Origin of the sequence: Pseudomonas japonica (assembly GCF_900188455.1) — a bacterium.
Lineage (GTDB): Bacteria > Pseudomonadota > Gammaproteobacteria > Pseudomonadales > Pseudomonadaceae > Aquipseudomonas > Aquipseudomonas japonica.
In genome coordinates this window covers 80934-103636 of the sequence record NZ_FZOL01000003.1, presented here as the reverse complement: position 1 = coordinate 103636, position 22703 = coordinate 80934, and the positions used below count along the sequence as shown (strand labels likewise).

The following is a 22703-nucleotide window of genomic DNA, read 5'->3' as shown; positions in this document are numbered from 1 at the left end:
ATCAAGGAGCACCACATGACCCAAGCAAATCAGCAAGTCATCGCCGCATCCGACCTCCCCGCCCTGGGCCAGCCACTGCTTGGCGGCGTCTTCGCTGCGCGCTACTGGCTCAATGGCCAGGAGCGCGCCCTGATCCTTCCCACCGACGAATTCGAGGGTGTCTGGGGTGAGTATGGCGTCGAGATCCCCGGCGCCAGCAGCTACAGCGACGGCTACGCGAATAGCGTCGCAATGGCCGAGGGCGGCAGCGAGATCGCCAAGAAAGCGCTGGAGCTGGATGCCTACATCCCTTCTTGCCTGGAAGGGCAGCTGCTGATGGCGGCCAAGGCCGAAGGGCTGGTGACCCTGCGCGAGGATCGTTGGCACTACCTGAGTACGCAGTACTCAGCCAACGGCGCCTACTACATGGGCTTTGAGTATGGCTGGCTCTTCAGCTTCGGCAAGGACGTCGAGCGTCTCGTGCGCCCCGTCCGCAGCCGCATTATCCAGTAATTCACCCCTTCATTTCTTTCTCTCGCAGGCGATTCCGGGTTCGTCAGGATGGCGATCAGACCAGAAGCACGCCGGGAAGCGCCGGCCGCCTGCACCCTTATCTCGCTCACAGGAGCTCTCCATGCAAGCGAATCAACTGACCACCTACACCAGTGGCGACTTGACGATCAGCAGTCCGGACAAGGGTGTAGTGCTGAAGCTGGCAACCCTAGCCATCGCCGCGGCGCCAGCCATCGAGGCAAACAGCGTTCCCGCCGTTGGCGAGCCATGGCCCGGTGAGGGTGGCGTGAATGGCGGGCTGTTCCAAGGCGGCGACAGGCCGTACTACCTGATCATCCCAACCGGCGCCGACGCCGAGGCGAGGCTGGAGTTCGGCAGCTACGGCGAAGAGTTTACTGGCGCAATGAGCCCGCACGACGGCATGACGAACACTGCCGACCTGGTCGAAACAGACAACACCTACCCGGCCGCCCAGTTCTGCGCAAAGTTCGAGCGGGATGGGCACAAGGACTTCTACCTGATGGCGCGGCGCGAGGCGTCGTTCCTGGAAGGCACAGTTCCGGAGACTTTCTCCAAGGGCATCCACTGGACCAGTTCGCAGTACTCAGCCGGCACCGCCTACTACTTGGGCTTTGAGGATGGCTGGCTCCTCAGCAGCGGCAAGCTCTACGAGCGTCTCGTGCGCCCCGTCCGCAGAAAATACTTCTGATACTTCACTTCTTCATTCATGGGCGCAGAGGCGCCCTCGCTTTTCGAGGATGCCAGGATGGCGCTGCACACGGATTTGGAAATCCACAAGGTTGCTGAAGAACTGCTCGGGCTTGCACTTGACCTGGTACGAAACATCCCGAGAGACCTGAAGCAGGTCGTTGGCTCGAAGATTCGTGACGAATGCCTTCAGGTGCTCGTGCTGATCGGTCGGGCAAACATGAGCCGGGATCGTCTCGCCCACCTCAACCAACTGCTCGAAAGCGTGTGGATGCTGAACTACCTGCTGCGCGCCCTCACAACCCGGGGGTTCATCAGCAAGGGGCAGCACGCCACTGCAATGAAGCTCACGGCCTCCGTCGGCCGCCAGGCGAACGCCTGGAAGAAATCCGCAACCGCGCCCGCTGCTTGAGGGTTACGGCCCTCCCGCCTGAGCGCTGAATCTGGTCGTGCCGCTGTCCTGTGGACACCGCCATGCGCACCGCAGAAACCGCCGACGTATGCCGGTAGGTCTGGCGCAGTTCCCGGGCTGAGCAATCGTCCCGGCGACGTAGATAGCACGACAGGTCGCAGTACTCAGCCAACAACGCCTACAACATGGACTTTGAGAATGGCTGGCTCAACAACAACGACAAGAACAACGAGCGTCTCGTGCGCCCCGTCCGCAGATTCACCCGTTGCGAGCTTCACATTCGAGGAGCTGGTCATTGCCTACTACGACTGCCGGCGACACAAACGGAACACTGCGAGTGCCCGCCGCTTCGAAGTCGACATGGAGGCCAATCTCCTCGACCTATTCGACGAGCTCCAGGCCGGGACCTATCGACCTGGTCGCTCGATCTGTTTCGTGGTCACGAGGCCAAAGGCCAGAGAGGTGTGGGCCGCCGACTTCCGCGACCGCATCGTTCACCACCTGCTCTACAACCGCATTGGCCCCGCGATCGAGCGCAGCTTCATAGCGGACAGCTGCGCTTGTATCCCCGGACGAGGCACGCTGTATGCCGCCACGCGGCTTGAGTCGAAAATTCGAAGCCAGACCCAGAACTGGTCGCGACCGGGCTTCTACCTCAAGTGCGACCTCGCGAACTTCTTCGTGTCGATCGACAAGCGCGTGCTCGCCGCCCAGTTGCAGAAGCGGATCGCCGAACCATGGTGGCTGCAGCTCGCCCTGCAGGTGCTGTGGCACGACCCACGCGAAGACTACGAGATACGCAGCCCGCGCCATCTATTCAATCGCGTGCCGCAGCACAAGCAGCTCACGACGCAGCCTGCGCACCTGGGGTTACCGATCGGCAATCTGTCCTCGCAGTTCTTCGCGAACGTCTACCTCGACGCCCTGGATCAGTTCTGCAAGCACGAGTTGAAGGTCAGGCACTACATCCGCTACGTCGACGACTTCGTCCTGCTGCATGAGTCGCCGCAGCAGTTGAACGAGTGGCTCTGGCGGATCGAGCAGTTCCTGCCGGGCCTGGGAGTCAGGCTCAACCCGTCGAAGACGATCCTGCAGCCGATTGATCGCGGCGTCGACTTCGTCGGGCACGTGATCAAGCCGTGGCGAAGAACGACGCGGAAGCGATCAGCTGCTCAGGCGCTGAAGCGAACGGCAGCGGTGCCGGCGGACAACCTGCGCGAGACGGCCAACAGCTACTTTGGCCTCCTAAGCCAAGCCAGCCACAGCCGGAAGGACCGCGCCGCACTGGCAAACCTCATCCTGCGCCGCGGACATGTCGTCAACGGCGACTTCACCAAGACCTATCCGAAACGCTGACTCGGAGCACCCAATGACCACAGCAATCGACCTGTTCGCCGGCCTCGGCGGATGGAGCACCGGCGCGCGCGATGCCGGTGTCAAAGTCCTCTGGGCAGCAAACCACTGGCCAGAGGCCGTGAAGTGGCATGCAGCCAATCACCCTGACACACATCACGTATGCCAGGACCTACACCAAGCGCGCTGGGAAGAGGTTCCAGCCCACGACTTACTGCTGGCCTCACCGTGCTGCCAGGGCCATTCGAGAGCGCGCGGCAAGGCATCTGGCAACCCGCGGCACGACGCATCGCGCTCGACGGCCTGGGCGGTGGTATCAGCCCTTGAATTCCACCGCCCCGAAGCGGGGCTAGTCGAGAACGTCGAAGAGTTCATTGCCTGGGCGCTCTACCCGGCCTGGCTTGCTGCCGTACAGGCACTGGGGTATCAGGTCGCCCCGCATGTCGTTGACTGCGCCGACCTCGGGATTCCGCAACACCGCGTTCGACTGGTCCTTGTCATCACGCGCAGTCGGGCACCGCTAATGCTGCAGTTCCAGCGTGAGCAGCACGTTCCGGCCAGCAGCTTCCTCGACTTCGAGGCGGGGCGCTGGTCAGAAATCGAGAAGCCTGGTCGCGCCCAGGCCACCCTCGACAGGGTTCGCAATGGCCGCCAGCGGTTCGGCGATCGATTCATTATGCCGTACTACGGCAAGGGGTCCGGGCTCACTGGGCGTGACATCAATCGCCCGATCGGAACGATTACAACCCTCGACCGGTGGGCTCTGGTAAACGGCGGCCGCATGCGCATGCTCAGCGCCGATGAGGCGCTGGCTGCCCAGACATTCCCGACGGACACAAAGCGCCCAGCAAGCCATCGCCTGACCATGCACATGACCGGAAACGCTGTGCCTCCGAAGCTGGGCCAGCGGTTTGTCGAGGCTCTCAAGGCAGCGGCCTGAAGTGGTCGAACAGGCGGATGAGTTCGTTCGCCAGCCTGGCGACAAGAAGGAAGATTTTGAGGATTTGGAGGAAGTACATGGTTACTCACCGAGGGGCTTGTGGTGAGTCCATGGTACTGAGCCATATTTTTTCAGCATTTGCAATGACCGCGAGATATCCCCATGCCCACAGAAAACCGATCCACAACTTCCAGCATCCCGCCCGTGATCGGCGAGACGCCCCTGGGCGGCAGCTACTATGCCGTCGAATGCACTCGCTGCGGCTGGGTCGGTAGCTCGGAAGAGCTCACCGATGATTGCCAGTGCACACAGCCGGACGGCGAACACGTCTGCCTTGGCCATACCGACGAGATCGGCCCCGAGCGGCTGCTGGGCATCGTGCAGGCCATGGCTAAACAAGCCGGGCAGAACCAGGGATATGCAGTCGCCTGGCTCGTTGGCTCGGCGATCTGGTGGGACAGGGCTCAGGCCGAGCAAGACGCACAGCTTATCGGCGAGTCGGTTGTGGCTCTCGGCCCCATGGCTCCCCCTGGTGAGGCCGGGGAACTGCGTGCCGAAGTGAAACGCTTGGACCTCATGGTCGCTGAGGGCGACTACGCTTCCGACAGCCTGAGCGCTCGACTGGCCGAACAAGGTGCGCTCCTGCGCAAGTTGGGCGATGAATTCCGAAAAGCGTCCGACTGGATCTGCCGCGAGGTTGCGGTTGGCACCAAGTCCGCGACTTACTGGGCAGCCCGCCTCGGGCGTAATGCCACTGAAGCAACCGCCCAGCTGACCGACAGCGCAGAGCCGAACGCGCCAGTCGGCTATCCGGATCGCCTGTGCCATATCGACTACACCGCCCACCCATACCGGTGCGGTTGCCTGAAGAGTGACGAAGAATCGCAAAGGATCTACGACGAGCATCGCCGTAATGCCAGCGCAGAACCAGCCGCGCCGGACGACCCACATGGTTGCAACGCCTGCACTCACCCCTGCTGCGCCAAATACCAAGGGCCGACGAAAGTCGAATGTCGGGTGATGGCCGAGAACGCCTGCGCCCGTCCAGGCGCCGAACACTGACAGGAGTACATCCGTACTCTTTCTACTGTAACCCCTCTCCCCTCTATTCAACTGCCGCGAGTGAGCGGCCAAGGAATCGTCATGCCTGAAGAAATCACACCTCCGCCATTTGAGCTCGATGGTAGCCAGCCAGTTCGGCCAGCCCTCGCTTGCTATCAGGTTGGCGACTGCGACTGGGTGGCGGCAACCAGCGAAGACGAGGCTCGCCGCATCCTCGCTGAAATGAATGGCGATGACCCGTCCGAGTACGCCGACTGGGACGTTGAGCTCACGAGCGAAAGCATGCTTGATCGCCAATGGGTGGATGAGGTTCCCCCGCATGCGGAATGCGGCTGTCTTCGCCAATGGCTGGCAGAAACCACTGAGCCGTCCTATCTGGCGGGAACGGAGGGCTGACCGGTGACCACAAATCAATATCCGCTCGATGTGCGTAGCGTTGGTGAAGACACCTATATCGTCATGAGTAAGGGTCATCACGACTTGGAGCAGTTCATGGCCGCGGCGATCGAGCAGCATCCCGGCTGGGCGCTTGGCGGCCCCGAGCATGTATGGGTCAAGACAACCCCAGGGCATGGCACCTATGACCGCATGTACAACCTGGTTCCCGAGGGCACGCGGGGATGCTGGCCGGCGACCTACTGCTGGGAGTATGGCGAGGGATACGAGCGTTACAACGCTGAGGTGCAGTCATGAAGGCGCGCATCGAGAAGAAGAGCAGCAAGCGCCTGCTGGAAATAGCACCGTCGCAGTTCCACGGCGCATGGATCGACAAGGGCGAACCGACCGAACTGGCTTACGAGCAAGGCACGCGGGTCAGCAATATCTGGAGCGTGGGAGGTGGAGTGAATTACTGGGGTGAAGGCTGCGATGCCTACACCGTTTGGGAAGACTGGAAAATGAACTGGTGCTGGCACGGTCCGTTTGAACCCTATCCGGCCGGCCATCGCTTTGAGGGTTACCCAAACACCGATGGGTTCAGCCCCACCACGATCAACCTGATGAAGCTCGCCGCGGACTGCGAGCGTTCCAATGGGGAGCATAGCCGATGACCCGCCTCGCCCTCTGCCTCCTCCTGCTGGCCACCGGCTCCAGCGCAGAACCACAGCCCCAGGCGAACGTCATCGACGTGCAGCACGACAGCCGCCGCGGTGTGACGTGCTGGAATGAAGAGAGGTATTCGCTGTGAGCAATGTTCATTGGAATGGCGAAGGGCTGCCACCGCCCGGAACCGAATGCATGGTGACGCCACACAACACGATCTGGGGCTTCGACAATCTCGACACCCGCCGCGTCAAGGTTATTGCCCGCAAGGCCGAGCACGAATGGCTGATGGAGTTGCATAGCGACGGATCCGAATCGCTTTCGTTCATCACCACGCGTACGGACAAGGTGGACTACACGCCATGCCGCACGCCCGAGCAAATTGCGACGGATGAAAGAGCTGCTGCGATCGAGGAGATGTGGGCGACCTACTGGAGGCCTGGCGTGCAGACTGCTTTCGAGGGGCTTGGGCTGCTCTACGACGCAGGCTACCGCAAGCAGGTGGCGCCATGATCCTGCCCCTGATGTACATGGCCTACCTGATCTACAGGGGGCCGCGATGAACGAAGTCAGCCTCTACCGCGGCGACTGCCTAGAGGTGATGAGGTCGCTCCCCAGCGCCAGCGTCGATCTGGTGCTGGCTGACTTGCCCTACGGCACGACGAAGTGCGCCTGGGACGTGGTGATCCCCTTCGAGCCACTGTGGGAGCAGTACCTGCGCATTACCAAGCCGAATGCAGCAATCGTGCTCTGCGCGGCCCAACCGTTCAGCTCGCTGGTGGTGGCCAGCAACCCGCGTGACTATCGCTACGAGTGGATCTGGGAGAAAGGTAACGCCACGGGCTTCCTCAATGCCAAAAAGCAGCCGCTTCGGGCACACGAATCAGCCCAGGTCTTCTACCGGCGCCAGCCGGTTTACAACCCGCAGATGACCGATGGCCACCAGCGCCGCACGGCGAAGCGGAAAACGGTCAACTCTGAGTGCTACGGCAAGGCGTTGTCTCTCACCGAGTACGACTCGACCGAGCGGTACCCGCGGTCGGTGCAGTTCTTCTCGAGCGACAAGCAGACGGCAAACTTCCATCCAACCCAGAAGCCTGTGGCGTGGATGCGATTCCTGATCGCAACCTACACCAACCCCGGCCAGGTTGTGCTCGACAACACTATGGGCAGCGGAACAACCGGTGTTGCTTGCATTCAACTGGGCCGACGTTTCATCGGCATCGAGAAAGACACCGACGAACGTGGCAACCCGCTTGGGTACATCGACATTGCGCAGCAGCGCATCGCCGAGGCAATCAGCATCCGCGACACCCAGGCCGCGCAGATCGAATTATTCGAAGCTCGCGCCTAACCCCTCCCCCTACAACTCAAGCCCGCCGACGTCCCGCCCAGAAATGCGTGGCGGCCAGCAACACACCCGGTATGGCCATGCCAAGGCCGTTGTAGATGAAGGCCGGCTGGTCTGTCATCAGCCCACTGAAAGCGAACCCGATGCCAGTTGGCATCAGGGTGACTGCTGCATAGCCCCACGGCTTTCTAGTTTCCTTGGCCATATCGATCCTCCTATCAATCCCCGATTAAACCATACGAGCCCGCCGACATGCGCGGGCAAGATCAAGGCCTGGCCGAGGCTTTCAGGTAAATCAGGGCATCACTGAATCGCTGCGCCCGCTCCAGGCTGCCGGTCCGAATTGACCCAAGCTCTCGGCCATCCGCTCCGCGAATGACCACAGTGAAACGACTAGATCTGCCACGCTTTTGATAAATGGAGATGTCGTCAATAGAGCTCAAATAGATGCGCCTGCTGGCGTCCTTAGTCACGCTCCTGCTGCTGCCAGCAGCAATGGCGCCAGCGCCAATAGGGACTGCAGAGGCAAACCCTGTGGCCTCAGAAATAACTCCGTCGGACAAGATGATGACCTTGTCGGTGATCAACACTGACTGCGGCCGGAATTTCTTTCCATAGTCCTCAAAGAACGACTGCTCGACAAAATCAGCAGCCTGCTGACGATCACTGAAATGCGCAGCAGACGGTGCATAGCTCAAGCGTTGGCTAGCGCAGCCGGCCATTAGAAGGCTCAGCAGGAAAAGTGCCCCCCACTTGATTCCATTCGACATGCGAACCCCTGGCTCTGGAAAAAGAAAGCCGGAGATTACCCGCGGGATTATGAATTATCCATAACCCTAACCGCCGCCGACGGCATGGAGACCATCCCATGGAAACAGAAACCACCGGTGACATCGACAAAGTCACCGAACAGCGAATGGCCGACCTGCTCGGCTGCACCAAGCGCGCCCTGGAAGGCCGGCGTCTCCGCGGGGCAATCCCCGAAGGCGTCTGGATGAAACACGGCGGTCGGATCATTTACAGCAAACGGAGATACGACGAATGGCTGGAAAGCCAATGGATTTACCCCCTGGCATCGACGTCCACTATGGCTCGCTCCGGCTCAGGTTCATGTGGGAAGGTACTCGCCGAAGTGAGACCCTTCCCTACCCCCCGACACAAAAAGGGATCAAGGCTGCATCCCAGCTTCGCGATAAAGTAAACGGCCTCATCAAGCTGGGCCTGCTTGACCATGACAAGTACGCGGAGTTGTTCCCAGGCTCCGCAGGCGTGGTAGGCGGTATCCCGGCTTTTGGGGAATACGCTCAGTTGTGGCTTGATAGCCGGGAGATCGCGGAAGGCACCAGGCTGAACTACAAGAGCACGCTGAACATATATTGGATGCCACACCTCGCCCTGGTGCGCATTGACTTAATCACCTCCACCCTGCTCCGGCGAATCATCGCATCGATCGATTGGACCTCCCCTTCCGTAAAGCGCAACGCAATGGTCAAGCTGTCGACCATTCTGCGCTCCGCCGTGTTGGACGGGCTTATCACAAGGAATCCAGCGGAGGCTATCCAACTGCCGGCACGCTCCAGGAAAGAGGTCGACCCTTTCACCCTGGAAGAGGCCAACGCCATCATCTCCGAGCTCTACAAACATAAGCACTGGCCGAGCCACATCTATGCTGCCTTCTTCGAGTTCATGTTCTTCACGGGCCTGCGGCTGTCCGAAGGACTGGCGCTGCGCTGGGATACGGTCGACTTGACCAGGAAGACCGTTCACGTTCGGCGAACGATCGCATTAGGCGTGGTTGAGGAAAGGACGAAGACCGGGAGGGATAGATTCGTGCTGCTCAACGACAGAGCGCTTCACGCTTTGGAGTTCGCTAAGCAGTATGCGGAGCGCCGCAGGCAGGGCAAAGGGCAATTCAAGGAGTCGCCGTTTGTTTTCCCGCCAGGGAAGAATGGGGAACACGTCAAGCAGACCTCGGACCTGCACCACCAGTGGCGCCCGATCCTCAAAGGTTTGGGGATCAGGTATCGCCCCCCATACAACTGCCGCCACACCTATGCGACAATATGCTTAATGTCTGGTCTCAACCCCGCATTTATCGCCCAACAGCTCGGGCATAGCGTGCAGATGCTCTTATCGACTTATGCGCGCTGGATTAACTCGTCCAACGACTGGCAGGAGCTGGAAAAGCTCCAGATTGGTCCGAAATTGGTCCGCAGCTGCGAAGAAGTCACGTAAGTTATTGATAGGTAAACTCCTTGATCTCCACCGCTAACATCACCATGCAGTTTGGTGCCAAACCGCTGTTCGAGAACGTCTCGGTCAAGTTCAACAACGGCAACCGCTACGGCCTGATCGGCGCCAACGGCTGCGGCAAGTCCACGTTCATGAAGATCCTCGGCGGCGATCTGGAGCCGAGCGCCGGCCAGGTCATGCTCGAGCCCAACACCCGTCTCGGCAAGCTGCGCCAGGACCAGTTCGCCTACGAGCAATTCACCGTGATCGACACGGTGATCATGGGCCACGAGGAGCTGTGGAAGGTCAAGGCCGAGCGCGATCGCATCTACTCGCTGCCGGAAATGACCGAGGACGACGGCATGGCCGTCGCCGAGCTGGAAACCGAGTTCGCCGAGATGGACGGCTACACCGCCGAATCCCGCGCCGGCGAGCTGCTGCTCGGCCTTGGTATCCCGCTGGAACAGCACTTCGGCCCGATGAGCGAAGTGGCACCCGGCTGGAAACTCCGCGTGCTGCTGGCCCAGGCGCTGTTCTCCGATCCTGAAGTGCTGCTCCTCGACGAGCCGACCAACCACCTGGACATCAACACCATCCGCTGGCTGGAAAACATTCTCACGGCGCGTAACAGCACCATGATCATCATTTCCCACGACCGGCACTTCCTGAACTCGGTGTGCACGCACATGGCCGACCTGGACTACGGCGAGCTGCGCCTGTTCCCAGGCAACTACGACGAGTACATGACCGCGGCGACCCAGTCCCGCGAGCAACTGCTGGCCGACAACGCCAAGAAGAAGGCACAGATCGCCGAGCTGCAGACCTTCGTCAGCCGTTTCTCGGCCAACGCCTCGAAAGCCAAGCAGGCCACCTCCCGTGCCAAGCAGATCGACAAGATCCAGCTGGCCGAGGTCAAGCCGTCGAGCCGGGTCAGCCCGTTCATCCGCTTCGAGCAGACCAAGAAGCTGCACCGCCAGGCGGTGACCGTGGAGAAAGTCTCCAAGGGCTTCGAAGACAAGCAGCTGTTCAAGAACTTCAGCTTCACCGTCGAAGCCGGCGAGCGTGTCGCGGTGATCGGCCCCAACGGTATCGGCAAGACCACCCTGCTGCGCCTGCTGGTCGGCGAGATGGCGGTGGACGCTGGCAGCGTGAAGTGGACCGAGAGCGCGGAAGTGGGCTACTACGCCCAGGACCACGCCCACGATTTCGAGGACGATGTCAGCCTGTTCGACTGGATGGGCCAGTGGACCCAGGGCGAGCAGGTGATCCGTGGCACCCTCGGCCGCATGCTGTTCTCCAACGACGAGATCCTCAAGTCGGTCAAGGTGATTTCCGGTGGTGAACAGGGCCGCATGCTGTTCGGCAAGCTGATCCTGCAGAAGCCCAACGTGCTGGTGATGGACGAACCGACCAACCACCTGGACATGGAATCCATCGAGGCCCTCAACCTGGCGCTGGAGAACTACCCGGGCACGCTGATCTTCGTCAGCCACGACCGCGAGTTCGTCTCGTCCCTGGCTACCCGCATCATCGAGCTGAGCCCGGATGGCGTGGTGGACTTCAGCGGCACCTACGACGATTACCTGCGCAGCCAGGGCGTAGTGGTCTGATCCCCTGCGTACGGGCCGTCCCACGGAGTGGGCACGGTCCGTGCGCTGTTCCGAATAATTCGTTAGCCTGCTTTCTTTTCTCCCCGCGCGCAGCCATGATGTGAGCCGTCAACCGCTTGCCTGCGAACGAAACCCCATGTCTGCCGCACCCTCCGCCCCCCCTTCATCGTTCTCCGTCACCCTGCGGATCCTGTCGATCGTCTTCTATACCTTCATCGCCTTCCTCTGCATCGGCCTGCCGATCGCGGTACTGCCCAGCCATGTCCACGACATGCTCGGCTACAGCGCGGTGGTGGCCGGTCTGGTGATCGGTATCCAGTACCTTGCCACCCTGCTCAGCCGGCCCATGGCCGGGCGCCTGGCGGACAGCCTCGGCACGCGCCGCAGCATCGCCTACGGCCTGGTCGGCATCGCTGTCGCCGGGGTGCTGACCTGGGCCTCGGCGCTGGTCGTCGATATGCCGCTGCCGAGCCTGCTGCTGTTGCTCGCCGGACGGATATTGCTGGGCATCGCCCAGGGCCTGATCGGCGTCGGCACCCTGAGCTGGGGCATCGGCCAGGTAGGCGCCGAGCACACCGCGCGGGTGATCAGCTGGAACGGTATCGCGTCCTACGGCGCCATCGCCATCGGCGCGCCACTGGGGGTGATCCTGGCTGGCGAGAGCGGCTTCTGGAGCATCGGCCCGGCCCTGACCGCGCTGGCCGTGCTCGCCCTGCTGGTGATCCGCAGCCAGCCCTCGCTGCCGGTGGTACGCGGCGAACGCCTGCCGTTCTGGGCCGCCTTCGCTCGCGTGGCGCCCTGCGGCCTGGCGCTGACCCTGGGGTCGATCGGCTACGGCACCCTGACCACCTTCGTCACCCTCTTCTATCTGGAACGCGGCTGGACCGGCGCGGCCTGGTGCCTCAGCGCTTTCGGGATCTGCTTCATCGTCTCGCGCCTGCTGTTCGTCAACGCGGTCAACCAGTGGGGCGGCTATCGCGTGGCCATCGCCTGCATGGCCGTGGAAACCCTGGGCCTGGCCCTGCTCTGGCTGGCACCCTCGCCGGTACTGGCACTGGTCGGCGCCGGGCTGACCGGTTTCGGTCTGTCGCTGGTCTATCCGGCGCTGGGGGTGGAGGCGATCAAGCAGGTACCGCCCACCAGCCGCGGCGCGGGTCTGGGGGCCTATGCGGTGTTCTTCGATCTGGCCCTGGCGATCGCCGGGCCGGTGATGGGGTTCGTCGCCGCCCAGCTCGGCTATGCCTGGATCTTCTGTGCCGCCGCCCTGCTCTCGTTGCTCGGCGTCGGTCTGGTACTGACCCTGCTGCGCCGTTCCAGCGCTCACTGATCGGCGGTGTGCAGGCCCGCGCGGCTGGAAACGCCCAGGGCCCGATTGAAGAAGCGCGTGGCCTCGGACTGCAACGACAGATGAATGCCGACCCGGTCGACGCCATCGGGATCGTTGCACAGCGCCGGCATCCGCGCGCGCTGGTTGTTGTCGCAGGGCGACATGAAGACGAAATGTCCCGCGCCTTCCAGGCGCCGGTAATTGGGGGTCACCGGCAGTTTGCGCGCCAGGGCCTCGGCATTCTTGTCCACCGCCAGCAACTGGTCGTGGTCGCCGCTGTAGATCAATGACGGCACCCGCACCTGCGCCAGCGCCTGGCGCCCGAAACTCAGGCTCAGGGGCGCCATCAGCAGCATGGCGCGTACCCGCGGGTCGGCCTCGGGCAAGAGGTCATCGCGGTCGGCGATCAGCTCGCCATGACGGGTGCAGGCATCGGCATCCAGTGGCCGTTCCGCGCAGTAACGCCGCAGGCGCTGCAGGTCGGGGCGCGCGCCAGACAGGATCAACGCGGTTTCCGCCCCCGCCGAGTAGCCGATCATGCCCACCTGGTCACCACTGACGTAAGGCGCCAGCAACGGATCGCCGAGGGCGGCGCTGATCGCCGCGCTGATCTGCAGCGGGCGGCCGTAGAGGTTGCTCAGGGTGCCAAGGCGGCTGTGGTCCTTGTTGTTGTCGCCGGGGTGCACCGCGGCGACCACCACGAAACCACGCCGGGCCAGGGCGCTGGCCAGGTCGTGCAGAGCCATTGGCGTGCCGGTGTTACCGTGGGACAGCGCCAGCAGCGGGAAACGCCCCATCACCACGGGAGCTTCGGCGGCGACATAGAGACGGTAGCCGTCGATCCGACGGACATGGGGCTGGCCGCTGGAGGGGTAGAAGGCCAGCACCTGCATCGGCTGGCCGTCCAGCGGGTCGGGAATGCTCATGCGGTGCAGACCGACGTTCCAGTGCTGCGCCGGTTCCGCCTGCACCAGCAGGCTGCAGCCCAGCGCGCACAGCAACAGAAACGCTCGTACATGAGACATTTTGTTTCAACCTCACCCAAACGGCGATGACCCGCCCCATGCCAAGCATAGAGCGGGCCAGATCGGCACGTATGAAAGCTGGATGAAACTGCTGACAGCGGGATCAGGCGGCGGCGAACAGCTCGTTGGCGATCTGCGCCTGGGCCGCCTGCAAGGCGTTGCTGCGGGGTTCTTCGCCATAGGCCAGGCCATGGGCACGGACGAATTCGACGTCGGTGATACCGATGAAGCCAAGGAACACCTTGAGGAAGTCTTCATGACCGACACCGGTCGGCTGGCCGACGTGCAGGCCACCGGCGGTGGACACCACGATCACCTTCTTGTCGCCGCACAGGCCTTCAGGACCGGCTTCGGTGTAGCGGAAGGTCTTGCCGGCCACCGCGATACGGTCGATCCAGGCCTTGAGCTGGCTGGCGATGCTGAAGTTGTACATCGGTGCGCCGATGACCACCGCGTCGGCGTCGAGGAACTCCTGCAGGGTTTGCGCGCTGAGGCTGGCTTCGTGGGCCAGAGCGGCGTCGCGCAGTTCCTGCGGGGTGCCGGCGGCCAGCAGGGTCGCCGAGGAGAAGTGGCTGATGGCGTCGGCGGCCAGGTCACGGTAAACCACCTCGACCGACGAATCGGCGGCCTTCCAGGCCTGGACCACACTCTGGCTCAGCTGGCGCGAGGCCGAGTTGTCGCCGAGGATGCTGGAATCGATGTGCAACAGTTTCATGGGTGCTCTCCTTGAATGAGGACCGCTGGTCGGCGATCACGATGGGGAGAATCCTAACGGCATCACCAATAGCTGATAAGATCGCAAAATTGCGTTAGTTCGTCCTACTGATGGAACAATCATGCAAGACCTCAATGACCTGTTCTACTTCGCCCGCGTCGTCGAGGCCGGCGGGTTCGCCGCCGCCGGGCGCCAGCTGGGCATTCCCAAGTCGCGCCTGTCGCGGCGTGTCGCCGAACTGGAAGAACGCCTCGGCACTCGCCTGTTGCAGCGCACCACCCGGCAACTGAAGCTGACGGCCGTGGGTGAGCGCTACCTGCGCCACTGCCAGGCCATGTTGCTGGAGGCGGAGATGGCCGACGAGGCGGTGGCCAGCATGACCAGCGAACCGCGCGGACGCCTGCGCGTCTCCAGTCCGGTGGGGCTGGCCCATGCCTTTCTGCCGCTGGTGATCACGCGCTTTCTGGAGCTGTACCCGCAGGTGCAACTGGAGATGGTCCTGGTCAATCGGCGGGTCGACCTGATCACCGAGGGCATCGACGTCGCCCTGCGCGTGCGCGATCTCGGCGACGAGGATCCGGCCATGGTCACCCGTCGTCTCAACCCCGCGCAGATGCAACTGGTGGCGTCACCCGACTTCGCTCGCCAGCACCCGCTGCAGCACCCATCCGGGCTGGCCGGGTTACCGGTACTGGGCGCGGTGGAAGCGGACCGCCTGGTGCATCTGCGCCTGTCCAATGCCGCGGGCGAACGCGAGGACATCGCCCTGGAGGCGCGCCTGGGCATCGACGATTTCGTCGTGCGCAAGGCCGCCGCCCTCGCCGGCCTGGGCTTCACCGCCCTGCCCCTGCTGCACTGCGAGGCGGAACTGGCCAGCGGCGAACTGGTGCGCCTGCTGCCGGAGTGGTCGATGCCCAGCGGCTTTCTGCAAGCGGTCTACCCGCACCGACGCGGCGTACTGCCGGCGGTACGGGCGTGGATCGATCATCTGGTGGCTTCGTTCGAGCAATGTGGAGAGCGGTATGTCTGAGAAAGGTTTGTCTGAAGAACAGGTCGCAGCCTTCTGCCTGGGCCTGCCGGGCGCGCGGGAAGACTACAAGTGGGGTGGCGTGCGGGTGTTTTCCGTGGCTGGCAACAAGATGTTCGCGGTGATGGACCTGGCCGGGGCGGGCTTGTCGTTCAAGGTCGACAAGGAGCTGTTTCTGGGCTACGTGGACATCCCGGGCGTGCGGCCGGCGCCGTATCTGGCGCGGGCGCATTGGGTCAGCGTGGCGAGGCCGTATGCGTTGGGTCGCGAGGCACTGGAAGATCTGCTGAAGCGGTCGCATCAGCTGGTGGTAGGGAAATTGCCCAAGCGGGTGCAGGTGGGATTGCTGCTCGACTGAAGGCCTCATCGCGGGCAACGCCCGCTCCTACAGGTTTCGCGGTGCACGCGATCCTTGTGGGAGCGGGCGTTGCCCGCGATAAGGCCCGAAAGAACCCAGCAGCATCAGAAGATATGCCGCCATTGCCCCAGGAACAGCCAGTCCAGCCACACCACCTGGTGCACCAGGACGATCAGCCAGAACAGCAACTGATAGGACAGCTTGCGTGTCTTGTGACGCCACAGTTGCTGCGCCAGCAACGCGCCCGGCCAGCCGCCGAGCAGCTCGGCGAGGTGCAGCAGGCGTTCCGGGATGCGGCGCCCGACCTGCACGGCCTGACGCTTGTCGTGCCGGTAGAGCCCGGCACAGACCAGGCTCATCACCGCGTAGGCCAGCGCCGGCAGCCAGAACTGCGCGGCGAGCCCGGCGTTCAGTGCCCCACCCAGCGGCAGCAGGCAGAGCGCCCCGAACGCCAGCAGCTTGAGGCGCGGGTAACGCATCAGCCGTGCGCCACCGACCAGTCGACCGCACCGGACAGCCAGGTAGCGAGGATGATCAGGCCGAAGCCGATGCGGTACCAGGCGAACACCGCATAGCTGTGGCTGGCGATGAACTTGAGCAGGCCACGCACGGCGATCATGGCGAAGATGAACGACACCACGAAGCCGATGGCGAAGACCATGAAGTCTTCAGGCTGGAACAGGTCGCGGTACTTGTAGCCCGAGTACACCGCGGCACCGACCATGGTCGGCATGGCCAGGAAGAACGAGAACTCGGTGGCCGCCTTGCGCGACAGGCCGAACAGCAGGCCGCCGATGATGGTCGAACCGGAGCGCGAGGTCCCCGGAATCATCGCCAGGCACTGGGCGAGGCCGATCTTCAGGGCATCGCTCCAGCGCATGTCGTCCACTTCCTCGACGCGGATCACGTGCTCGCGGCGCTCGGCCCAGAGCATGATCACCCCGCCCACCACCAGGGCCGCGGCCACGGTGATCGGGTTGAACAGGTATTCGTGGATCAGATCGGCGAACGCCACACCCAGCACCACGGCGGGGAAGAAGGCGATCATCAGGTTGACCGTGAAGCGCTGTGCCTGACGCTGGCGAGGCAGCCCCAGCACCACGTCGAAGATCTTGCGCCGAAACTCCCACACCACCGCCAGGATCGCGCCCAGCTGGATGATGATGTTGAAGGCCATGGCCCGCTCACCGCCGAAGTTGATCAGGTCGGCCACGACGATCTGGTGGCCGGTACTGGAAATCGGCAAAAACTCTGTCAAACCCTCGACAATGCCGAGAATCACTGCCTGCATGGCGGTCCAAAAGTCCATCATTCCCCCGTGAAGCGATGCGCGTGGCATGCCCCGTTGTAGTTTTCATTACGTGATTGCAAAGCCCAGGCAAGTTGCGCGCAAACGAGAAAAAAACCGACGCGCCCTTCAGGTTTGGCCCGGGAAGGCCGAAATCCTATCAGACCCGTCAGTAAAACGCTGCCCGGTCGCGCGCAACGGACTTGCCGAATCAACGACTTAGCCATTGGTCGAGTAGGTTGGCGCGGCGAAGCATGCTTGGATGCTCGTGACAATAACAAGAACTCGAGAAGACCTTCATGAAGACTTTACGCAGTATGTCGATCAGCCGGCGCCTGTGGCTCATCCTGGTGCTGGCGGTAGCGATGCTGGTGACCCTCGGGTTGCTCATGCTCAATCAGGTCCACAACGATCTGTACAAGGCCAAGGCCGAGAAAACCCGCCATGTGGTCGAAACCGCCGCCGGCGTGCTGGCGTACTACCAGGGCCTGGAAGCCGCCGGCAGCCTGAGCCGCGAAGCCGCCCAGCAGCAGGCCATCGCCGCGGTGCGCGGCCTGCGCTACGCCAGCAACGATTACTTCTGGATCAACGACCTGGGTCCGAAGATGATCATGCACCCGGTCAACGCCAAGCTCGAAGGCCAGGACCTCTCGGCGATCCGCGATCCCGATGGCTTCGCCCTGTTCAACGAAATGGTCGCGCTGGCCAAGGCCAAGGGGGCCGGCAGCATCGACTACCGCTGGCCCAAGCCCGGCGCCAGCGAGCCGGTGGAAAAAACCTCGTATATCCAGCTGTTCCAGCCCTGGGGCTGGATCATCGGCTCGGGCATCTACATCGATGACATGCAGGCCGAGTTCTACCGCCAACTGCGCGATGCTTCGCTGATCGGCACCGCCATCGCCGTGATCCTCGCCCTGCTGGTGATCATGATCGCGCGCAGCATCCTCCTGCCGCTGCGCGAAGCGGAGGAAGCCATGGCCACCATCGCCAGTGGCGAAGCCGACCTGACCCGGCGCCTGGACACCCACGGCAACGACGAGATCACCCGCCTCGGCCAGCACTTCAACCGCTTCACCGGGCAGTTGCAGGAGGTGATCCTGCGCCTGCGCGATGCCGCCCGCGAACTGGACGGCTCCGCCGCCAGCGTCGGCAGCAGCGCCGAGCAGGCACAGCAGCGCAGCGAGCAGCAGTCGCTGCAGATGGAACAGGTGGCCACGGCGATCAACGAGGTGTCCTACGCCGTGCAGGACGTGGCGAAGAACGCCGAACAGGCCTCCAGCGAAATGAGCGAAGCCCAGGGCTGTGCCCGTCAGGGCCAGCAGAGCATCCATGGCAGCCTGCGCAAGATCGGTGAGCTGTCGACCACCATCGACGAGGCGGTCCAGGTGATCCAGGCCCTGGCCAGCCAGAGCACACGGATCGGCAGCGTCCTCGAAGTGATCCGCTCGATCGCCGAACAGACCAACCTGCTCGCCCTCAATGCCGCCATCGAGGCGGCCCGGGCCGGGGAACAGGGACGCGGTTTCGCCGTGGTCGCCGACGAGGTGCGCCTGCTGGCGCAACGTACCCAGCAGTCCACCGCCGAGATCCAGGCGATGATCGAGCACCTGCAGGGCCAGTCGGAAGCCGCGGTCAAGGCCATCGACGCCAGCAGCCAGGCATCCCGCGAGACCGTCGAGCAGGCCAGCGAAGCCGGGGCCAGCCTGGATGCCATCAGCCAGGTACTGCACAACCTGACCTCGCTCAATGCCTCCATCGCCAGCGCGACGTTGCAACAGTCCCATGTGGTCGAGGAAATCAACCGCAACGTCACCGACACCGCCGACCTGTCGCGCCAGACCGCCCTCGCCGCCCAGCATTCGAGCGAATCGGGGCGTGCCCTGAATCGCCTGAGCGCGCACCTGGAGCAGGTGCTGAAGCAGTTCCACGCCTGAAAGAAAAACTGCCGATATCCGCGCGGATATCGGCAGTTCAAGGGCTTCAGCCAATCACTTGAAGTTGCACTGCGCCGCCTCGGCCTGCGCGGCGCTGACGCCGTTCGAGCGGATCGACTCGAGGTTCCATTCCGGCTTGTCCCGGTGCAGCTTCATCAGGCAGACCGTCTGCCGACGCATCGAATCATCCTTGGCCCCCCAGTACTCCGCCCCTCGCGGATCCGCCGCCAGCGCCTTGCGCTTGATCTCGGCCATCATCTTCTCGGTCTGGTCCGGACCGATATTGCGACCGCACTCGGTGGGGATCACTTCGAGCGACATGATGGTCTGGTTGCCGTACTCGGCGAACTTGCGCGGCACCCAGCGAACCGAACTGACGTACTGCGTGCATTGCGCGGAACCATTGGCGCCCCAACCGCCCACGGTCTGGTCGTCGGTCAGTGGCGTATTGCACTTGTCCTCGAGGGATTGCTCGTGGGACACGTACTTCCTGATCGGCTCCAGGTTGAACTCTTCCTTGTACTTGACCGGCAGCGGATTGCCATTGGCGTCCTTCTCCACCAGGACCAGGTGGCAGACGAACTGGCGACGCAGCGTGGCATCCCTTTCGTTCCATTTCAGTACCCCGCCCGGCAAGGCCCTGGCCTTGGCCTTCATCTCGGCGAACGCGGCATCGGTCTGATCCGCGCCGATTTCCCGACCGCACGCCGACGGCCGTGCCGAAACCGAGTCGACATGACGTTGCAGGTAGTGGTCCCAGCGGGTCAGCCAGACGACCGAGTCGAAGTAGCGCGAGCACTGCTTCGGATCGCTTCCCGTGCCCCAACCGCCCGCGGCCAGGTCGGCGGCGCTGGTATCGGGAACAGGTTCGGGGACCGGCTCCGGAGCCGGGGTCGCGTCGCAGGAGAAAGTCGCGACGCCGTCCTTGTCCTTCGGATAGGTGATCTTGACGACCGGCACTTGCTTGCCTGTGTCCGTCAGGTATTCGGCCTGGTTCTTCAGCGCATCCTCCCGACCTTCGTCGTCCGTGTGGAAGAACGCCAGGATCGGTGGCTGGTTGTTGGGCGTATTGGTGTAGCGCACCTCGGTGTAGGAGTTGAACGCGACGTCCTGATTCGGCAGGTCCTGGAACGCCTTGCGGGCATCGAGGAAGCCCTTGAAGGCGGCCGTGCTCTTGGCGGCATCCAGGGTGCGCATATCGTAGGTGCAGGAATTGCCGCCTATCATCTCCGTGTCCTTGTACAGGTTCGGCACGGCGTACTGGTTCGCCCAGTCAGCCCCCGTGACACCAAGCTCCAGGCAGGATTTCTCGACCGCGGCGGTCTTGCGGTTGTCACCGCAGCCCTGGTCGTCGCGCTCGTCCGCCCAGAGGTCCACCGGGGCCGCGCAGGCCAGGTAAGCCGCCGGCTCGCCTGCGGGAACGAGCTCTGGTGGCGTGACCAGGAAGCCGTTGTTGTAGTTGCGCCAGCCATCCTTGTAGACCTTGACGTCCCTGTACTTGATGTCGCTGCGCAGGTAAGTGGCAGCGACCGTCCCTGCCGCCTGCGCGCTGGGGCTCGCCTGCCACACCCGATAGTCGCCGGCCTGGCCGCCCCCGCGCTCGGGGCGCTGCGTGCCGCGGGCAATCAGCCCGGAACAGTCCACGGCAGGAACTGCCTGGCCTTCCGGCCCCGTGCAGCTGTCCACGGTGTTGTTGTACAACCGCTCGATCACCGGCAGCGTTTCCTCGCAGGTCGCTGCACCCGCGAGCGTCGCCTGTGTCACCAATGGCAAGGCCATCAGCAGTGACCATTTATCGATACGTCTGCTCATCGTTTATCTCCCGCAATCGCCGAGATAGTTTCTGGTTCGACGTGACACCGACTGGACAGCCACTACTCGACGTCGCAGCAACAATCTGCGCGTAAACCGCACACGACGAAACTGACAAAAATGACAGTTCCGACACTTTATCCGACTGGAGGTAACCTCCATTTCGCCTGACGCCAGGCAGCCGAAAACCTGCCGGCGGCAACGCCGCCGGCAGGCCATTGCCTTCACTTGCGCGCGGGTGGGTTGCACGCGGACGGCAGGCTCAGCGAGGTGTTGTGGTCGACGTACTGGCGTACCGGCTCCAGGTTCCACTCCGGCTTGTCCCTGACCAGGGCCAGGTGGCAGACCAGTTGCCGGCGCATCGAACCGTAGTTCTTCGCGTACTCGGTCCATTGCGGGTCCTTGCCGAACTTGTTGTAGAGCTCGGCATACATCTGGTCGGTCTGGTCCGGACCGATCCGCCGGCCGCAGGCCGTCGGCACGACCGACAGCGACCAGGTCGGGCCGATGCCAGGCTCATCACGCTGTATCCACTTGGCACTTTCGACGTACCGGCTGCATTGACCTGCCGAGGCCTGTGCCGCCTGAGCCGCAGCAGCGGCCTGGGCGGCCTGGCCCTGGGCCAGTTGCGCAGCCTGCGCCGCCTGGGCGGCCTGAGCCCCTTGCCCGGACTGGGCCGCTGCCTGCGCCGCCTGAGCCGCCTGGGCAGCGCTTGCCGCGGCGGCCTGTGCAGCCTGCGCGGCCTGGGCCGCCTGGGCGATCTGCGCCGCCTGGTAGGACGGCGCCGGGCTGCCCGCGGGTGCCTGGCCGGCCTGCGCCGCCTGCAGCGCCTGGGCTGCCTGGGCTGCCGCCTGAGCGGCCTGGGCTGCCTGGGCGGCGGCCTGGGCGGTTTGCGCGGCCTGGGCGGCCTGCTGCGCCGGATTGGTGATCGGGCTGGAACCGAACCCCGGGCTGGATGCCCTGCCCGCAGTGCAGAAACCGGCCGTCGATACCGTGGCGGGCGGCTTCATCTGATTGGGCGGGCAGGAAAACTGCGCGACATCACCCGGATACCGCGGCAACTTGACCTCGATCACCGGCCGGTACTGCCCGGTCTTCCTGAAGTAATCCAGCTGGTTGGCGACGGACTGCGAGCGACCGTTGGCACCCGTGTCGAAAAATGCCAGGACCGGCATCGAGCCCGGTGGATTGGGGTTGGACAGGCGCACTTCGTTGTACATCAGGAATTCCCGGTCACCGCTCTTGCGTCGCGCGTCGAGGAAGGTCGCGAAAGCGCTGGCGCGCCCCGCCTTGCCGCGGCCCTTGGCCAGGTCGAAGGCGCACTGCTTCTTGTAGGGATCGGCGACCAGCGCGGGATTGTTCGAGTGGTTGCTGTTGAACTGGGCCAGCCACGCTGCCCCGGTGTTGATCCCGGAGTCCTGGCAGTAGCGCTCCACCTGGGGGGTCTGGGTGTTGTCGCCACACCCCCGGTCCCCGCGAAACCAGGACCAGCCGTCGCTGACGAACGCGCATTGCAGGTACACGCCGCTCTGGTTCGCGCACAGGTGATCCATCGGCGTAATGAAGAAGCCATTGCTGGTCTTCATTGGCGAGTCGTCGAAGCCGATGTCCTTGCGCAGGTACGACGCGGCGAACGCACCCGATTCCAGCGAGCTCGGACTGGGCGTCCAGACATCGAAATTCTCGCCTTTCGCCGGATCGGCGCGATTCGTGCCCCGCAGCGTGATACCGGAACAGTTCGAGGCGAGTTCGCCATCAGGACAGACGTCCACGGTCTTGTTGTACAACTGCTGGACCAGTGCCAGCGTCGCCTCGCAGGTTTCCGCCCGGGCCTGCGACCAGGGCAGCAGCATGGACAGGGTGAGCAGGGTCAGGGTGCTCGAGGTAGTCGTTCGCATGACTGGCGTCTCCGTAACGTTTCGAGTTACCGCTCGTGGCGTAAGGACGACTGCGTGCTGGCCAACACCGTGAAAGGCAAGCCTGACAGAAAGGAGCGAACGAAATAACTGACAGAAA

The 22703-nt window shown here is 63.3% G+C and carries 26 protein-coding genes and 1 pseudogene; 19 read left to right on the top strand and 8 right to left on the bottom strand.

The window, feature by feature from the left end:
• The first annotated feature begins 15 nt into the window (after positions 1-15).
• The 12 genes from CHB99_RS05170 (at position 16) to CHB99_RS05120 (ending at position 7362) form a co-directional block, all read left to right on the top strand.
• Positions 16-492, top strand: a complete 477-nt coding sequence (locus CHB99_RS05170) for a hypothetical protein (protein WP_042124968.1) — start codon at positions 16-18, stop codon at positions 490-492.
• Positions 493-613: 121 nt separating this feature from the next.
• The gene (locus CHB99_RS05165; protein ID WP_042124966.1) at positions 614-1201 is read left to right on the top strand and encodes a hypothetical protein; all 588 of its coding nucleotides are present in this window, start codon (positions 614-616) and stop codon (positions 1199-1201) included.
• A gap of 57 nt (positions 1202-1258) precedes the next feature.
• On the top strand, positions 1259-1612 hold the full coding sequence (locus CHB99_RS05160; protein ID WP_042125177.1) for a four helix bundle protein: 354 nt from the start codon (positions 1259-1261) through the stop codon (positions 1610-1612).
• 294 nt (positions 1613-1906) lie between these two features.
• Entirely contained in the window at positions 1907-2968 is a 1062-nt protein-coding gene (locus CHB99_RS05155) for an RNA-directed DNA polymerase (RefSeq protein WP_452620710.1), read from the top strand.
• Between the two features lie 13 nt (positions 2969-2981).
• Positions 2982-3905, top strand: coding sequence for a DNA cytosine methyltransferase (locus CHB99_RS05150; protein WP_042124963.1), 924 nt, complete (start codon positions 2982-2984; stop codon positions 3903-3905).
• A gap of 162 nt (positions 3906-4067) precedes the next feature.
• Positions 4068-4967: a hypothetical protein gene (locus CHB99_RS05145; protein ID WP_089266434.1), complete on the top strand. Its 900-nt coding sequence runs from the start codon at positions 4068-4070 to the stop codon at positions 4965-4967.
• An 81-nt stretch (positions 4968-5048) separates the two neighbouring features.
• Positions 5049-5363, top strand: a complete 315-nt coding sequence (locus CHB99_RS05140; protein ID WP_042124961.1) for a hypothetical protein — start codon at positions 5049-5051, stop codon at positions 5361-5363.
• A gap of 3 nt (positions 5364-5366) precedes the next feature.
• Entirely contained in the window at positions 5367-5660 is a 294-nt protein-coding gene (locus CHB99_RS05135; protein WP_089266432.1) for a hypothetical protein, read from the top strand.
• Positions 5657-6016 carry a hypothetical protein gene (locus tag CHB99_RS05130; RefSeq protein WP_042124959.1) on the top strand — a complete coding sequence of 120 codons (360 nt, stop codon included), beginning with the start codon at positions 5657-5659 and terminating at the stop codon, positions 6014-6016. Before CHB99_RS05135 ends, CHB99_RS05130 begins: the two co-directional genes overlap by 4 nt.
• Positions 6013-6153: a hypothetical protein gene (locus CHB99_RS29740; protein ID WP_156994711.1), complete on the top strand. Its 141-nt coding sequence runs from the start codon at positions 6013-6015 to the stop codon at positions 6151-6153. Before CHB99_RS05130 ends, CHB99_RS29740 begins: the two co-directional genes overlap by 4 nt.
• Positions 6150-6521 carry a hypothetical protein gene (locus tag CHB99_RS05125; protein WP_141137242.1) on the top strand — a complete coding sequence of 124 codons (372 nt, stop codon included), beginning with the start codon at positions 6150-6152 and terminating at the stop codon, positions 6519-6521. The genes CHB99_RS29740 and CHB99_RS05125 overlap by 4 nt, the downstream gene beginning before the upstream one ends.
• Before the next feature lie 46 nt (positions 6522-6567).
• On the top strand, positions 6568-7362 hold the full coding sequence (locus CHB99_RS05120) for a DNA-methyltransferase (protein ID WP_042124955.1): 795 nt from the start codon (positions 6568-6570) through the stop codon (positions 7360-7362).
• Between the two features lie 16 nt (positions 7363-7378).
• On the opposite strand, the gene CHB99_RS05115 is transcribed toward CHB99_RS05120, so the two are convergent.
• Together CHB99_RS05115 and CHB99_RS05110 are read right to left on the bottom strand one after the other, a co-directional pair.
• Complete coding sequence (locus CHB99_RS05115; RefSeq protein ID WP_042124954.1) at positions 7379-7564, bottom strand: hypothetical protein; 186 nt, start codon at positions 7562-7564, stop codon at positions 7379-7381.
• 61 nt (positions 7565-7625) lie between these two features.
• Positions 7626-8129, bottom strand: a complete 504-nt coding sequence (locus CHB99_RS05110; RefSeq protein WP_052419432.1) for a hypothetical protein — start codon at positions 8127-8129, stop codon at positions 7626-7628.
• 271 nt (positions 8130-8400) lie between these two features.
• Between CHB99_RS05110 and CHB99_RS05100 the strand changes: the two genes are divergently transcribed.
• The 3 genes from CHB99_RS05100 to CHB99_RS05090 all read left to right on the top strand — a co-directional run bounded on the left by CHB99_RS05100 (position 8401) and on the right by CHB99_RS05090 (position 12528).
• Entirely contained in the window at positions 8401-9594 is a 1194-nt protein-coding gene (locus CHB99_RS05100; protein ID WP_042124950.1) for a tyrosine-type recombinase/integrase, read from the top strand.
• Between the two features lie 20 nt (positions 9595-9614).
• Entirely contained in the window at positions 9615-11201 is a 1587-nt protein-coding gene (locus tag CHB99_RS05095) for an ABC-F family ATPase (RefSeq protein WP_042124948.1), read from the top strand.
• 136 nt (positions 11202-11337) lie between these two features.
• Positions 11338-12528, top strand: a complete 1191-nt coding sequence (locus CHB99_RS05090) for an MFS transporter (protein WP_042124946.1) — start codon at positions 11338-11340, stop codon at positions 12526-12528.
• Here the strand turns inward: CHB99_RS05090 and CHB99_RS05085 are convergent.
• Both CHB99_RS05085 and CHB99_RS05080 read right to left on the bottom strand, forming a co-directional pair.
• On the bottom strand, positions 12522-13553 hold the full coding sequence (locus tag CHB99_RS05085) for an alpha/beta hydrolase family protein (RefSeq protein WP_042124944.1): 1032 nt from the start codon (positions 13551-13553) through the stop codon (positions 12522-12524). The genes CHB99_RS05090 and CHB99_RS05085 overlap by 7 nt on opposite strands.
• Before the next feature lie 103 nt (positions 13554-13656).
• Positions 13657-14268, bottom strand: coding sequence for an FMN-dependent NADH-azoreductase (locus tag CHB99_RS05080; protein WP_042124941.1), 612 nt, complete (start codon positions 14266-14268; stop codon positions 13657-13659).
• 121 nt (positions 14269-14389) lie between these two features.
• Here CHB99_RS05080 and CHB99_RS05075 point away from each other — a divergent pair, with 121 nt between their 5' ends.
• Both CHB99_RS05075 and CHB99_RS05070 read left to right on the top strand, forming a co-directional pair.
• Positions 14390-15298: a LysR substrate-binding domain-containing protein gene (locus CHB99_RS05075; protein ID WP_042124939.1), complete on the top strand. Its 909-nt coding sequence runs from the start codon at positions 14390-14392 to the stop codon at positions 15296-15298.
• Positions 15291-15653 (top strand): MmcQ/YjbR family DNA-binding protein, encoded by a 363-nt coding sequence (locus CHB99_RS05070; RefSeq protein ID WP_042124937.1) that lies wholly within the window; start codon positions 15291-15293, stop codon positions 15651-15653. The genes CHB99_RS05075 and CHB99_RS05070 overlap by 8 nt, the downstream gene beginning before the upstream one ends.
• 104 nt (positions 15654-15757) lie before the next feature.
• Here the strand turns inward: CHB99_RS05070 and CHB99_RS05065 are convergent, their stop codons facing one another.
• Together CHB99_RS05065 and CHB99_RS05060 are read right to left on the bottom strand one after the other, a co-directional pair.
• Positions 15758-16132 (bottom strand): DUF1294 domain-containing protein, encoded by a 375-nt coding sequence (locus CHB99_RS05065; RefSeq protein WP_042124935.1) that lies wholly within the window; start codon positions 16130-16132, stop codon positions 15758-15760.
• Positions 16132-16962 (bottom strand): undecaprenyl-diphosphate phosphatase, encoded by an 831-nt coding sequence (locus CHB99_RS05060; RefSeq protein ID WP_042124933.1) that lies wholly within the window; start codon positions 16960-16962, stop codon positions 16132-16134. The genes CHB99_RS05065 and CHB99_RS05060 overlap by 1 nt, the downstream gene beginning before the upstream one ends.
• A 278-nt stretch (positions 16963-17240) precedes the next feature.
• Here CHB99_RS05060 and CHB99_RS30505 point away from each other — a divergent pair.
• Positions 17241-18020: pseudogene (locus CHB99_RS30505) on the top strand (cache domain-containing protein); the annotation flags it as partial.
• 120 nt (positions 18021-18140) lie between these two features.
• Positions 18141-18875: a methyl-accepting chemotaxis protein gene (locus CHB99_RS30500; RefSeq protein WP_377697375.1), complete on the top strand. Its 735-nt coding sequence runs from the start codon at positions 18141-18143 to the stop codon at positions 18873-18875.
• A gap of 54 nt (positions 18876-18929) precedes the next feature.
• On the opposite strand, the gene CHB99_RS05050 is transcribed toward CHB99_RS30500, so the two are convergent.
• Positions 18930-20687, bottom strand: coding sequence for a DUF2599 domain-containing protein (locus CHB99_RS05050; protein WP_084702715.1), 1758 nt, complete (start codon positions 20685-20687; stop codon positions 18930-18932).
• Between the two features lie 224 nt (positions 20688-20911).
• The gene (locus CHB99_RS30040; protein ID WP_052419431.1) at positions 20912-22585 is read right to left on the bottom strand and encodes a DUF2599 domain-containing protein; all 1674 of its coding nucleotides are present in this window, start codon (positions 22583-22585) and stop codon (positions 20912-20914) included.
• Between the last annotated feature and the right edge of the window lie 118 nt (positions 22586-22703).